13 protein-coding genes and 1 pseudogene are annotated in these 12,312 nt (G+C 73.3%); 4 read left to right on the top strand and 10 right to left on the bottom strand.

Features of this window, described 5'->3' with window-relative positions:
- The first annotated feature begins 9 nt into the window (after positions 1-9).
- Entirely contained in the window at positions 10-699 is a 690-nt protein-coding gene (locus ACFWBY_RS05080) for a TetR/AcrR family transcriptional regulator (RefSeq protein ID WP_385330172.1), read from the top strand.
- Positions 700-861: 162 nt separating this feature from the next.
- Here the strand turns inward: ACFWBY_RS05080 and ACFWBY_RS05085 are convergent, their stop codons facing one another.
- Positions 862-1,398, bottom strand: a complete 537-nt coding sequence (locus tag ACFWBY_RS05085) for a TerD family protein (protein WP_385330174.1) — start codon at positions 1,396-1,398, stop codon at positions 862-864.
- A 294-nt stretch (positions 1,399-1,692) separates the two neighbouring features.
- On the opposite strand from ACFWBY_RS05085, the gene ACFWBY_RS05090 reads away from it, so the two are divergent.
- On the top strand, positions 1,693-2,505 hold the full coding sequence (locus ACFWBY_RS05090) for a glutamate ABC transporter substrate-binding protein (RefSeq protein ID WP_385330177.1): 813 nt from the start codon (positions 1,693-1,695) through the stop codon (positions 2,503-2,505).
- Between the two features lie 208 nt (positions 2,506-2,713).
- On the opposite strand, the gene ACFWBY_RS05095 is transcribed toward ACFWBY_RS05090, so the two are convergent.
- Positions 2,714-3,280 (bottom strand): DJ-1/PfpI family protein, encoded by a 567-nt coding sequence (locus ACFWBY_RS05095; protein WP_385330179.1) that lies wholly within the window; start codon positions 3,278-3,280, stop codon positions 2,714-2,716.
- 292 nt (positions 3,281-3,572) lie between these two features.
- Between ACFWBY_RS05095 and ACFWBY_RS05100 the strand changes: the two genes are divergently transcribed.
- On the top strand, positions 3,573-4,400 hold the full coding sequence (locus ACFWBY_RS05100) for an endonuclease I family protein (protein WP_385330299.1): 828 nt from the start codon (positions 3,573-3,575) through the stop codon (positions 4,398-4,400).
- Positions 4,401-4,453: 53 nt separating this feature from the next.
- Here ACFWBY_RS05100 and ACFWBY_RS05105 read toward each other — a convergent pair whose 3' ends face one another.
- The 4 genes and pseudogenes from ACFWBY_RS05105 to ACFWBY_RS05120 all read right to left on the bottom strand — a co-directional run bounded on the left by ACFWBY_RS05105 (position 4,454) and on the right by ACFWBY_RS05120 (position 8,068).
- Positions 4,454-4,903 carry a GNAT family N-acetyltransferase gene (locus ACFWBY_RS05105; protein ID WP_385330182.1) on the bottom strand — a complete coding sequence of 150 codons (450 nt, stop codon included), beginning with the start codon at positions 4,901-4,903 and terminating at the stop codon, positions 4,454-4,456.
- Between the two features lie 88 nt (positions 4,904-4,991).
- Positions 4,992-6,632: a glycoside hydrolase family 20 protein gene (locus ACFWBY_RS05110; RefSeq protein ID WP_385330185.1), complete on the bottom strand. Its 1,641-nt coding sequence runs from the start codon at positions 6,630-6,632 to the stop codon at positions 4,992-4,994.
- 59 nt (positions 6,633-6,691) lie between these two features.
- Positions 6,692-6,844: pseudogene (locus ACFWBY_RS05115) on the bottom strand (heme-binding protein); the annotation flags it as partial.
- Positions 6,845-6,850: 6 nt separating this feature from the next.
- Positions 6,851-8,068, bottom strand: coding sequence for an MFS transporter (locus tag ACFWBY_RS05120; protein ID WP_385330187.1), 1,218 nt, complete (start codon positions 8,066-8,068; stop codon positions 6,851-6,853).
- A 185-nt stretch (positions 8,069-8,253) separates the two neighbouring features.
- On the opposite strand from ACFWBY_RS05120, the gene ACFWBY_RS05125 reads away from it, so the two are divergent.
- Entirely contained in the window at positions 8,254-8,715 is a 462-nt protein-coding gene (locus tag ACFWBY_RS05125; RefSeq protein WP_385330190.1) for a MarR family winged helix-turn-helix transcriptional regulator, read from the top strand.
- 28 nt (positions 8,716-8,743) lie between these two features.
- On the opposite strand, the gene ACFWBY_RS05130 is transcribed toward ACFWBY_RS05125, so the two are convergent.
- From ACFWBY_RS05130 to ACFWBY_RS05145, 4 genes are all read right to left on the bottom strand, one after another.
- Positions 8,744-9,310: a hypothetical protein gene (locus tag ACFWBY_RS05130; protein ID WP_385330193.1), complete on the bottom strand. Its 567-nt coding sequence runs from the start codon at positions 9,308-9,310 to the stop codon at positions 8,744-8,746.
- Entirely contained in the window at positions 9,307-9,969 is a 663-nt protein-coding gene (locus ACFWBY_RS05135; RefSeq protein WP_385330196.1) for a SigE family RNA polymerase sigma factor, read from the bottom strand. The genes ACFWBY_RS05130 and ACFWBY_RS05135 overlap by 4 nt, the downstream gene beginning before the upstream one ends.
- Before the next feature lie 8 nt (positions 9,970-9,977).
- Entirely contained in the window at positions 9,978-10,403 is a 426-nt protein-coding gene (locus ACFWBY_RS05140; protein WP_385330199.1) for an LAETG motif-containing sortase-dependent surface protein, read from the bottom strand.
- A 183-nt stretch (positions 10,404-10,586) separates the two neighbouring features.
- Positions 10,587-12,287 (bottom strand): PLP-dependent aminotransferase family protein, encoded by a 1,701-nt coding sequence (locus ACFWBY_RS05145; RefSeq protein WP_385330201.1) that lies wholly within the window; start codon positions 12,285-12,287, stop codon positions 10,587-10,589.
- Between the last annotated feature and the right edge of the window lie 25 nt (positions 12,288-12,312).

The following is a 12,312-nucleotide window of genomic DNA, read 5'->3' on the forward strand; positions in this document are numbered from 1 at the left end:
AGCCGCCCCATGACGTCGCCGACGCCGGTCGCACCGGCCCCCGCGCGCCGCTCCAAGATCACACCGGAGCGGGAGCGGCAGCTCTACGACGCCGTGCTGGAGCAGCTGCGCGCGGACGGTTACGAGGCGCTGACCATGGAAGCCATCGCCGCACGGGCCAGCTGCGGCAAGTCCACGCTCTACCGGCAGTGGAAGACCAAACCGCAGCTCGTCGCCGCCGCCCTGCGCGCGGACCGGCGCGGAACGCTCGCGGCGGTGGACACCGGGACCCTCGTGGGCGACCTGCGCGAGGCGGCCCGCATCGCGGCTTGCACCTCGGGGCGCGACACCCGGCTCATGCAGGCGCTCGGGATCGCGGTGCTGAGCGACGAGGAGCTGAAGGCGGCGCTGCGCGAGGCGCTGGTGGAGCCGGAGCTCACGGCGTTCGACGCGATCGTGGAGCGGGCCGTGGCACGGGGCGAGCTCGCCGCCGGGCATCCGGCCGTGGAGTTCCTGCCGGCGCAGCTGATGGGCGTACTGCGCATCCGGCCGGTCCTCGAAGGGCGCGACGCCGACGCCGAGTACCTCGTACGGTTCGTCGACGCGTGCCTGCTGCCCGCGCTGGGCATGGCCGGGCGGTCCTCCCCGGCGGCGGCTCCGCTGCCCGGCCCCGCTCCGGAGTCCGCGCAGCCCGAACCGCGAACGGTCCGGGCTCCCTGAACCGGCGGGCCGCCGTCCACGATGACCGGACGGCTGCCTGCCCGCGCTGCCTCGTGGGGACGGTGGCAGCGCACACCACCCGGACCGGCCGGCGGGCACTCCCTCGCGGAGTGCCCGCCGCCCGGTCCGCGCGGTGAACCGCCCGGCCGCCCCGTACGGCGGTCAGGGCCGTGCGGCGCCCATGACCCCGGCGAACTCCTCCGGGTCCGCGTCGAAGCCCCGTACCGCCGGGTCCAGCGACCAGGCCCCCGAGGTATCGCGGGAGAACTCCGCGACCGTGGCCGCGGCGGCTCCCCCCAGGGCCGCGAAGTCCTCCACGGCGAGATCGGTGTACCCCTCGCGGATCCGCAGGCCGGTTCCCGCGACGTCGGCGAAGGTCAGCACCTCGCCGCCGCCCGCCCGCTGGATCACGATCCCGATCACGACGCGGGTCAGCTCCGCGGACATCCGGTCGAGTTCGAGCGTCATCACCTCGTCGAAGCCGAGCCCCTGCCCGGTGCGGCTGTCCCGGTCCAGCGTGATCGTGCCGTCGGGGGAACGACTGCCGAAGTGCACGAGGTGGACGGGCTCCCCGTACGGGTCGGCGGCCGCGTAGACCGCGGCCAGTATGTCGAGGTCGTGGACCGGCGCACCGGCCGGGCTGGGATCCCACCGCAGCGCGATCTCCACCTTGGCCAGCCCCTTGCGTACTCCGCTCACCGAACTCCCCCTCCGCCTGCTTGCGTTGCCCCCATGCTGTCACGCGTCCGCCCGCCCGGTCCGGACGACCGCACGTTCCCGGCCAGCGGCCGCAAGCCCGTACGGGACGGAGCCCGGCGGCCGCCTCCTCTCCCGTACGGGCCCGGGTCCGCCGCAGGATCTGCGGCCGGTCCGGATCGTGACCCTCAAGATTTGCTCAGATCCCGTGACACCGCACCCGGCGGTTTCCTAGCTTCCTCCTATGCGCGTCCACCCGCCCCCGCGGTGCCCGCGTACCCGAGGAAAGAGTGCTCCATGAAGGTTCCCAAGACCGCTGCGGTCGCCGCAGTGATCGGTCTCGCCCTGACCGCATCCGGGTGCGGCGGTGACGACGGGCCCGAGGGGAACCTGGCCGTCGGCATCAAGTTCGACCAGCCGGGCGTCGGCATGCGGGAGCCCGACGGCACTTTCACCGGTTTCGACGTGGACGTGGCGACGTACGTGGCGAAGGAGCTGGGTTACAAGCCGAACCGCATCACCTTCAAGCAGGTCTACAGCAACGACCGCGAACTGCTGATCCAGTACAACGAGGTCCAGTTCGTCGCGGCCAGCTATTCGATCAACGACAAGCGCAAGGAGAAGGTCGACTTCGCCGGCCCGTACTTCCTCGCGCACCAGGACCTGATGGTCCGCGCCGACGACCTCACCATCAACAGGGCCGAGGACCTCAACAGCAAGCGGCTGTGCTCGGTGACGGGCTCCACCTCGGCGGAGAACATCAAGAAGAACCTGGCCCCCAAGGCGAGCCTCCTGGAGCTCGGCGGCTACTCCGAGTGCCTCGTCGCCCTCAAGGACAACCTCGTCGACGCGATGACCACGGACAACTCCATCCTGGCCGGGTACACGGCGCGCAAGGGCAACGAGGGCAAGTTCAGGCTGGTCGGGCTCAACCTGAGCAGCGAGAACTACGGGATCGGCATGAAGAAGGGCAACACCGACCTCCAGCGCAAGGTCAACGAAGCGCTCCGCAAGATGGTCGCGGACGGCGCCTGGGAGGCGGCCGTGAAGAAGAACTTCGGCGAGGACTACAAGTACGAGCCGGCCCCCGGCATCACGACGGGCAGCTGACGACCGCCAGGGCCGCGGCCGGGTCCGGCCGGTCCGCGTCGAAGGCCGCATCGACCGCGTAGAGCAGCCGACCCTCCACCCAGAGGGCCGCCCCTGTACGCCGTACCGCGCGCGGAGGCCGGGGCCGTCTCTTCCGGATCTTGCCGGGCCGACAAGATCCGAAAGAGACGGCCTAGCCCCGCGCCCCGCGCGCAGGCTCGGCCGGGGGCTACGCCAGCGGCGCCTTCCCCCGCAGTACCGTCAGGAACTCCCGCATCCAGGCCGAGTGGTCGGGCCACGCGCGGGCCGACACCAGCGTGCCGTCGACGACGGCCTCCGCGTCCTCGAAGTCGGCGCCGGCCGCCTTCATGTCCAGCTCCAGGGCCGGATAGGCCGTGACCCGGCGGCCGTCCAGCGCGCCGGCCGCTGCGGTGATGAGCGGGCCGTGGCAGATCTGGGCGATCGGCTTGTCGGAACCGGCGAAGGCGGCCAGGATCCGCCGCACCTCGGGGTCGTTGCGCAGGTACTCGGGAGCGCGGCCGCCGGGTACGACGAGGGCGGCGTACTCCCCCGGGTCGACGTCGGCGAAGGCGATGTCGGCGGGCCACGTGTAGCCGGGCTTCTCGGTGTAGGTGTCGAAGCCGTCCTCGAAGTCGTGTACGACGAACCGCAGCTTCTTCACCGCCGGGGCCGCGATGTGGACCTCGTACCCCTCCTCGCGGAGGCGCTGGTAGGGGTAGAGGACCTCCAGCGACTCCGCCGCGTCGCCGGTCACGATGAGGATCTTCACTGCCATGGGCTGCTCCTGGTAGGGCTGTTCACGGTGTGGCCCCCGCAACCGTGCACGCATCGGCGGGTTCTGCCAAGAGGGCCTCGCGCCCAGCTCACCCGTCCGGACCCCTCTTCGCCGCGCCTCGGCGCCGACCTCCCCCTCCGCTCCTCACCATCGCCGCACGCGTCGAAAGTGCGGGCTCCCGACACGTGGTTTTTACCTGTAAGGCACATGACAATGTGAACCTCGCTCTGCCACTGACACCCCGCCAATTCCCCGGGCGGGGACGGTGCGTACGGAGGTTTACCCCCACATGATGAGAATCTCGCGCCTGACCCCCTGGGCGGCCGGCCTCGCCGCGGCGTCCTTGCTGCTGCTTCCGGCCTCCGCCACCGCCGGACAGCGGACGGCGGACGCCCCCGCCGCTCCTTCGGCCCCGGCCGCGTCCCCGGCCTCAGCGGTGGACACCTATTACGCCGCCGCCGAGGGCAAGACCGGCGCCGCGCTCAAGACCGCGCTGCACGGCATCATCAAGACCCAGTCCAAGGTGACGTACGACGGCGTGTGGAACGCGCTGAAGGTCACGGACCAAGACCCGGCGAACCCCAACAACGTCATCCTGGTCTACTCGGGCCGCTCCCAGTCCAAGGCCACCAACGGCGGCGGGGTCAACGACTGGAACCGCGAGCACGTCTGGGCCAAGAGCCACGGAGACTTCGGCACCGCGACCGGCCCGGGCACCGACCTGCACCACCTGCGCCCCGAGGACGTCACGGTCAACAGCACCCGCGGCAACAAGGACTTCGACCTGGGCGGCAGCCCCGTCTCGGAAGCCCAGGGCAGCTACACCGACGCCGACTCCTTCGAACCCCGCAACGCGGTCAAGGGCGATGTGGCGCGGATGCTGCTGTACATGGCCGTGCGTTACGACGGCGGCGACGGCTTCGCGGACCTGGAGATGAACGACAAGGTCAACAACGGCAGCGCCCCCCTCTTCGGCCGGATCAGCCTGCTGAAGCAGTGGAACCAGATGGACCCGCCGGACGCCTTCGAGCAGCGCCGCAACCAGGTCATATTCGACACCTACCAGCACAACCGCAACCCGTTCATCGACCACCCGGAGTGGGTCAACTCGATCTGGTAGGCCCTGTTCTCGTCTCGTGGCCCGAGGCGGGCAACACGTTCCGGCGCGCCGGCCTACTGCTCGCCGAAGGCCATCCAGTTGCCCGGGGTCGCGAGCGGCTCGAAGCCGGCCTTCGCGTAGACGCCGTGGGCGTCCCAGGTCGCCAGCAGGATCCGCCGCAGCCCGTACGGGGCGAGGTGTTCCCGCACTGCCCCCGCCAGGGCCGTGCCGAGCCCCTTGCCCCGGGAGCCCGGTTCCACATACACGTCGCAGAGCCAGGCGAAGGTGGTCCGGTCGGTGACGATACGGGCGTAGGCGACCTGGGCGCCGGAACCATCCTCGTAGATGCCGTAGTTGAGGGATCCGTCGACGGCGGCCTCCTGTTTCTCCCGGCTCCGCCCGAGAGCCCAGTAGGCGTCCTCGGACAGCCAGCGGTGGATCAGCGCCCGGTCGAGCCGGTCGGCATCGGTGGAGATCTCATAGCCTTCGGGGGAGGTCAGCTCGGGTTTCAGCACGGGTTTCATCCCGGTATCCAAGCAAGGCGGCGCCGGACCCTGCCAGTGCATTTCGGCGGACGCACCCGGGCCGTCTCTCCGGATCCTGCCGGGCCGCCTACAGCCGGTCGGCCAGGGCCTTGAAGGCCGGCCAGTCGAGGGCCGGAGTGCGGGAGTCCCAGACCTTCTGGGACAGGGCCGCCAGCGGGAGGCGGATGCCGGCCGCCACCTGGGCCTGGGTCTGGGCCCCGGCCAGGTCGCACCAGACCGCGAGGCGTGCGCCCAGGATCTGGCCGTTGTACTGCGCGGGGACGGGCGCCGTGCCCCGCAGCACCAGCGGGGTCCACTGCTCGTAGATCCGCCGGCCGGTGGGGTAGGTGAACTGGTTCGGCTCCCCCAGCACGTAGTAGAGGAACTCGTCGTTGAGGTTGACCACCTTGCGGCCCTCGCGCAGGTACTCCAGCGGCGGCCGGGCGCCGCCCTCCTTGCCCGTCCAGTACTCCACCTGGATGTCCATCGCGGGCTGGACCACCCCGCCGGTGAAGAAGCCGTCGTTCCAGGCCGCCGGTGTCCAACCCGCCGAACGCACCACGGCCGCACGGGCGTTGAGCCATTCCGTCGCCAGGTCCCGGACTCGGCCGGCGGGCCCGTAGCGCTGCCGGGCGGCGGCCGCGAGCTGCGGGAAGGAGGCCTGCGGGTCGCGGTAGACCAGCGCCTGGTACTCGTCGGAGCCCAGGTTCCATATCGCGCCGGGGAACAACTTCAGGTACTCGCGCAGGAGTTCGTCCACGAGTTTCGCCGCCGCAGGATCCACTATGTCGACCGCTCCCTTGACCGCCCGGCCCTGCACGTCGACCAGTTGCAGGCCCGGGTGTGCACGCAGGACCGCGCCGAGGTGTCCGGGCGAGTCGATCTCGGGGACGATCGCTATGTGCAGGCTCGTGGCGAGCGCGATGATCGACCGTACCTGCGCCTTGGTGAGGTGCGGTGTGGAGACGATCTCGGGATGGGTGTCGGACTGGATCCGGAAGGCCTGGTCGTCGGAGAAGTGCAGGCCCAGCTGGTTCAGCTTCAGGTCGGCCATCTCGCGCAGCCGGTCCTCGATCCAGTCGGGCGTGAAGTGCTTGCGGGCGATGTCGAGGTTCAGACCGCGCTGCGGTTTGGCCGGGGCGTCGCGCACGGTGCCCTCGGGAGCCGAAGCGCCGTCGGCGACCTCCTGCTTGAGGGTGCGGGTGCCGTAGAACACGCCTGCCTGGTCGGGGCCGGTGATGCGGACCTGTCCGTTCTGCACGGTGAGGGTGTAGGACTCCGGAGCTCCGGATTTGGCCGCGCCGAGGGCGAGTTGTACGTCTCCGGGGCCCGGGTTCGCCGACTCGGCGAATCCCATGCGCAGTTCTCCGGCGAGCAGTCTGCCCTCGTCGGACAGGGCCGCCCGGTCGGCCGGCGGTACGACGACGCGCGCCCCGGGAGCGGGCCGCCAGCCGGGGCCGCGGGCCGGCACGTGTTCCCGTACGGCCGGGATGGTGCGCGGGGCGGTGGAAAGCGCGTAGGAGGGCGTCGGCGAGGGCGCGGGGGCCAACGCCGGGCTCGTCGGGCCGGCCGGTGAGGGGGACGGCGGCGCCGGGCTGGTCGGCGCCCGGACGCCGGGCGGGGGGGCCGCGCCGTCCGCGCAGCCTGGAACGGCAAGGGCCACCAGCGCGGCGACCGTGGCCGTCGCGATGACGTGGCTGCGCTTGTGCCTCTTCGTCTGCCGCATCATGTACCCCTGTTCCCCGTACCAACGTGGCACGGGGAACCGGGGCGCGCGACCCGAGGAGGTCAGGCCGGTACGGCCGGCGCCGCCCCGGCGAATCCGTGGGCCTGTGAGGGTGCGCCGCCGACGACGCCGATCGCTCCGACGAGCCGGCCGTCGCGGTGGACGGGCAGGCCGCCGGCGATGAACGGCAGCGGGCGGTCGACGGCGGTGGGCAGGGCGGATCAGTGGTGGGCGGGTACGGTCTCGGCCGCGGGGGCTCCGGCCGCGACGACACGTCCGGCGCCGGGGCGCCCCGCGGTACGCCGCTCCAGCGCGCCGGATACGAGGGCGAGGACCAGGGCGGAGGCGGCGAGCACCGCGCCGACCCAGTTCGGGGCCGTCCAGCCGAGCCCGGCGGCGATGACGAGCCCGCCGAGCCAGGCGGCGAGGGCGTTGCCGAGGTTGAAGGCGCCGATGTTGACGGCCGAGGCCAGGGTGGGCGCTCCGGCGGCCTGGTCGAGGACCCGCTTCTGCAGCGGCGGCACCGTGGCGAAGCCGAGGGCTCCGATGAGGACCACGGTGACGGCGGCTCCGGCCTTGGTGTGGGCGGTGACGGTGAAGGCCGCCAGCACCAGCGCCAGCGCGCCGAGGGACACGTACAGCATCGGCATCAGCGCGCGGTCCGCGAACCGGCCGCCGACGAGGTTGCCCACGACCATGCCGAGGCCGAGGAGGACCAGCAGCCAGGAGACGGAGGTGTCGGCGAAGCCCGCGACGTTGGTCATCATCGGGGTGATGTAGGTGATGGCCGCGAAGACTCCGCCGAAGCCGAGGACGGTCATCCCCATGGCCAGGAGCACCTGGGCGTTGCGGAAGGCTGCCAGCTCGTGGCGGATCCGTACGCCCTCGGGGCGCGGCAGGTCGGGGACGAGCCGGGCGATGCCGATCAGTCCGAGGAGGCCGAGCGAGGCGACGATCAGGAAGGTGACGCGCCAGCCGAGGTGCTGGCCGACCAGGGTGCCGAGGGGGACGCCGACGACGTTGGCCACGGTGAGGCCGGTGAACATCATCGCGATGGCTCCGGCCTTCTTCTCGGGGGCGACGAGCTCGGCGGCGACGACCGCGCCGATGCCGAAGAAGGCTCCGTGGGCGAGGGAGGCGACGACGCGTCCGGCGAGCATGACGCCGAAGGCGGGAGCGAGCGCGGAGAGGACGTTGCCCACGGTGAACAGGCCCATGAGCAGCATCAGCATGCGCTTGCGGGGGACGCGGGCACCGAGGACGGTCATCAGCGGCGCACCGAGGAGCACGCCGAGGGCGTAGCCGGTGACCAGGAAGCCGGCGGTGGGGATGGAGACGCCGTATGTCGCGGCGACTTCGGGGAGCAGGCCCATGATCACGAATTCGGTGGTGCCGATCCCGAAGGCGCCGATGGCCAGGGCGAGGAGTGCGAGAGGCATGAGGGGGGTGCCCTTCAGGGTGGTTGCGTATGCCGGGCGCCGAGCACGGGAGCGACGGAGGGGAAGGCGTGCTTGCTCCAGCGGCTTGCCTGCGTCCACATTAATTGCAGACGCGGGATATTGGCAAGCGCGGGCTATTGCACGCGTGGCCTATCCTGGAGGTTCACGCTTCAGAGGAGGAGCCCATGACGGCCACGGACAGCGCACTCACCGCCCTCTCCCAGGGCTGGTGCGCCCTCTCCCTCCTGCACGGACGGATCGAGACGCACATCGAGCGCGCGCTCCAGGCGGCCCACGGGCTGAGCGTGCGCGAGTACTCGCTGCTCGACGTCCTCAGCCGCCAGCACAGCGGCGTCGGCGGTCACCTGCGCATGCACCAGGTCGCGGACTCGGTCGTGCTCAGCCAGAGCGCGACGACCCGCCTGGTGAGCCGGCTGGAGGACCGCGGACTGCTCAACCGCTACCTCTGCCCGACCGACCGGCGGGGCATCTACACCGACGTCAGCCCCGCCGGCCTGGCACTCCTGGCCGAGGCCCGGCCCACCAACGACACCGCCCTGCGGGAGGCACTCGACGAGGCCGCGCGCAAACCGGAACTCGCGCCGCTGGTGAGCGCCGTGAAGAACACGCAGCCGGCCACCGGATAGCCGGCCGTCCCGCCCCCGTCCGGACCCGTCAGCGGCTCTGCGGCGGTACGGATACGACGGCCGACGGGACGGATGGAGCCCCCGGGCCGGAGGGAGTCGCCGTGGCCGACGGGGCGGACGGGACGGAACTCGGCTGCGGCACGCCTCCGGCCGACCCGTTCGGCGCGGGCGTCGGACTGGCCGAAGGCGCGAGCGAGGGCTTGGTCGGCGACGGGGCCGCACCCGTCGGAGAAGCCGGACCCGGCGACCGCTCCCCGGCGGTGGGCGAGGGCGACGGCGGCGCGGCCGGCGGCACCGGGCCGGGTCCCGGGCCGACCAGACCCCGATCCGGAGCCAGGACGGCGTACCCCACCACGGCGGCCGTCGCCACGGCGAGCCCCGCCAGCGGCAGCACGAAGCCCCGCTGCCGCAGCCGCGCCCACGGCAGCCTACGTACGCCCGGTCCCGGCGGCCGCGCCGGGCGCAGCTCGCGCACGGTGATACCGGCCGCACGGGCGCCCAGTGCCTGTCGCAGCCGGTGCTCGACGGGCCGTTCGGACGATCCCTCCGCCGCGAACTCCGCCGGGACCTCCGCCGAGCCCTCCCCACGCCTCATATCCGACCCTCCAGGATCCGTTCCAGCGCGTCCAGCCCACGGCTCGCGTTCGATTTGACCGAGCCCCGGCTGATCCCCAGAGTCTCGGCGATCTCCGCCTCGCTCAGATCGGCCCAGTAGCGCAGCACCAGTACCTGCCGCCGCCGCGCCGTCAGCCTGCCCAGCGCGGCGAGCACTTCGCGATGTGCCTCGTCGAGGACCACGGAGGCCTCGGCGGACGGTACGTCGGCCGGTGACGGCGGGGTCCACGCGCGGGCGGTCCGCCTGCGGCGCAGCACGGAGCGCGCGGTGTTGACCACGGCGGTGCGCAGGTAGCCCAGCGCGTTGTCCACCTCCGTGATCCGCTCACCGTGGCGCCGGTAGAGGGCCGTGAAGGCGTCCTGCACCACGTCCTCGGCGGTGCCCAGGTCGTCCACGAGCAGCACGGCCAGGCGGACCAGCCGCAGCCGGTGGGCGTGGTACAGCTCGGTCACGGTGGGCTGCCCGGCGTCGCCTTCGCGGCGGTGGCCGTACGTGTAGGCGTGCCGGTGCGGCTCCGCCGGCGCGGGCGGGGCCGGCGCGGCCGACCGCTCGCGGCGCAGCAGGAACGACCACAAGCCCCGCCGCGTCCGGTCGAAACCGGGCGCGGCGGGGCTCACGGGCAGTACGAGGTGGAGCACGGGGGTCCTCAGCCGTTGGCGCGGCGCCGCACGGCGTACAGGGTCGCGGCCCCGGCGGCGATCAGCGCGGCGGCCCCGCCACCCAGTGCGGCGGTGGTGGCGGAGGAGCCAGTATGCGCGAGCTCGGCCTCACCGGGTGAAGCCGGGGCGGCGCTGGGAGCCGCGCTCGGCGCGCTGCTGGGGGCCGCGCTCGGTGCGCTGCTCGGGGCGGCCGGCGCGCTGCTCGGCGTCGCGCTGGGGTTGGTGCCCGGAGGCAGGCTCACCGACGGCTGCGGCTTGGGCGCCGAAGGGGCGCTCGGAGCGGCACTCGGCGCGGCGGACGAGCCCTGTGCGGCGGAGGCCGGCCCGGCCAGTGCCACGGCCACCCCGGCGGCGGCGACGGCGAGCGCCGCCGCCCTGCGGAGGGACAGCGGGGCACGCTTCAGGTTCTTCACGGTGGTTCTCCACGGTCGGCTGGAGGGCGCGGGTTCACGCCCTTCACCCCCGCACGACGCGCGAGTCCCCGGGAGGTTGCCGCCATCGCAGAGAAACTTTTCACGGGCCCGCGACCGCCCCGGTCCGCGCGGCCGCATCGTCCCGTCCTCCCGTCCTCCCGTCCTGCCGTCCTCCCGTCGGCGTCAGCTCCGCCGCAGGCCGCGCAGCGCCGTGCCGAAGGCGGCCACGCCCTGCGCCAACTCTCCGGGCGGGCCCGCCGCGTAGCCGAGGACCAGGCCCGGCGGCCCCGGGCGCAGACGGTGCCAGGACAGCGGCTGCGCCTTGACTCCGAGGGCGAGGGCCGCCGCCGCGAGGGCGGTGTCGTCGAAGTCCGCGCCGTCGAAGGTGACCATCAGGTGCAGTCCGGCCGCGGCACCGTGGACCCGCGCACCCGGCAGTTCGGCCGCGATCGCCCGCAGCATCGCGTCCCGGCGGGCCCGGTGGCGGCGCCGTACGAGGCGCAGGTGGCGATCCAGCTCGCCCGACTCCATCAGGCGGGCCAGCACCAGCTGGGCGAGGACCGGATTGCCGAGGTCGGCGTACCGCTTGGCCTCGACCACGGCGTCCAGCAGGCGCGGCGGGACCAGCAGCCAGCCCAGCCGCAGGGCGGGGGCGAGGAGTTTCGATACGCTGCCCGCGTAGCAGACGTCCTCGGGCAGCAGGGCGCGCAGCGCGGGGACGGGGGCGCGGTCGTAGCGGTGTTCGGCGTCGTAGTCGTCCTCGATGACGATGCCCCCGGCCGCCGCCCAGCCAAGGAGCTCGCGGCGCCGCTCCCCGCCGAGGACCACTCCGGTCGGGAACTGGTGCGCCGGGGTCAGCAGGACCGCTTGGGCCGGGCCGGCCGCCAGGGCGGCGGTGTCGATCCCGCCGGCGTCCACCGGTACGGGCAGGATCTCCATACCGGCGTGCTCCAGCTGCTGCCGGGCCCCCAGCGAGCCGGGATCCTCCACCGCGACGCGGCGTACGCCCTCCGCGCCGAGCACCTGGGCCAGCAGTCCGAGCGCTTGGGCCACGCCCGCCACGACGACCACCTCGCCGGGGTCGGCGCGGATCCCCCGGCCCCGGGCGAGCCAGCCCACGACCGCCTCGCGCAGCGCGGGCGCGCCCTGCGGGTTTCCGTAGCCGAAGTCGGCGGGAGTGAGCGAGGCGAGGACCCGGCGCTCGGCCTGGAGCCAGGCCGTGCGGGGGAAGGCGGTGAGGTCGGGCACTCCGGGCGAGAGGTCGATGCGGCACGGTGTCGCGCGCAGGTCGTCGACCAGCCCGCCCCTGCCCCTCGGCGTGCCGGGGCCGGTCTTCGCCCCGGCCCCGGCCGGCGTCGGCGAGGACCGGGACACCGACGCGGAATGCGGCGCGGCCACCGGTCCCGGCGGTGCGGGGGCCGAGGCGTCCCCGGTCACGGGGCGGCCGGTCACGGGTCCGGCGGTGAGCGGTCGGCCGGTGAGCGGTCCGGCGGACAGCGGTGCGGCCACGACGATCGTCCCGGCGCGGCCCCTGCCCACCACCTGACCGGCGTCCGCCAGCCGCTGGTACACCTCGGTGACCAGTCCCCGGGAGACCCGGAGCTCCGCCGCGAGCACCCGACCCGCCGGGAGCCTGCTCCCGACCGGGAGGGTGCCGTCGGCGATGGCGGCCCGGATACGGGCGGTGAGCCAGTCGGTCCGGCCGCCCGGTGGTGCCTGTCCGACGTCGAGCAACAGGAAATCGGATCCGGCGGCCCCGGCACCCCTGTCCGTACCGGTCCCGGCGCCGGCATCCGCACCGGCGCCGTCGGCCGCCGCCGCGGCCGCCGTCTCGGTCTCTACGGTTTTGGACCCCTTGACCCGGCCCCGTTCGGCACTGTCCATGAGTCCAATACTGGCGGACGCTCGA

This window comes from Streptomyces sp. NPDC060049 (assembly GCF_042736715.1).
Lineage (GTDB): Bacteria > Actinomycetota > Actinomycetes > Streptomycetales > Streptomycetaceae > Streptomyces.

Bases quoted from the DNA above. Each gene is read 5' to 3' on its own strand.
- ACFWBY_RS05080 (WP_385330172.1), top strand. From the start codon at position 10: ATGACGTCGCCGACGCCGGTCGCACCGGCCCCCGCGCGCCGCTCCAAG.
- ACFWBY_RS05105 (WP_385330182.1), bottom strand. From the start codon at position 4,903: ATGAAACCCGTGCTGAAACCCGAGCTGACCTCCCCCGAAGGCTATGAG.
- ACFWBY_RS05145 (WP_385330201.1), bottom strand. From the start codon at position 12,287: ATGGACAGTGCCGAACGGGGCCGGGTCAAGGGGTCCAAAACCGTAGAG.
- ACFWBY_RS05100 (WP_385330299.1), top strand. From the start codon at position 3,573: ATGAGAATCTCGCGCCTGACCCCCTGGGCGGCCGGCCTCGCCGCGGCG.
- ACFWBY_RS05110 (WP_385330185.1), bottom strand. From the start codon at position 6,632: ATGATGCGGCAGACGAAGAGGCACAAGCGCAGCCACGTCATCGCGACG.
- ACFWBY_RS05130 (WP_385330193.1), bottom strand. From the start codon at position 9,310: ATGAGGCGTGGGGAGGGCTCGGCGGAGGTCCCGGCGGAGTTCGCGGCG.
- ACFWBY_RS05090 (WP_385330177.1), top strand. From the start codon at position 1,693: ATGAAGGTTCCCAAGACCGCTGCGGTCGCCGCAGTGATCGGTCTCGCC.
- ACFWBY_RS05120 (WP_385330187.1), bottom strand. From the start codon at position 8,068: ATGCCTCTCGCACTCCTCGCCCTGGCCATCGGCGCCTTCGGGATCGGC.
- ACFWBY_RS05125 (WP_385330190.1), top strand. From the start codon at position 8,254: ATGACGGCCACGGACAGCGCACTCACCGCCCTCTCCCAGGGCTGGTGC.
- ACFWBY_RS05095 (WP_385330179.1), bottom strand. From the start codon at position 3,280: ATGGCAGTGAAGATCCTCATCGTGACCGGCGACGCGGCGGAGTCGCTG.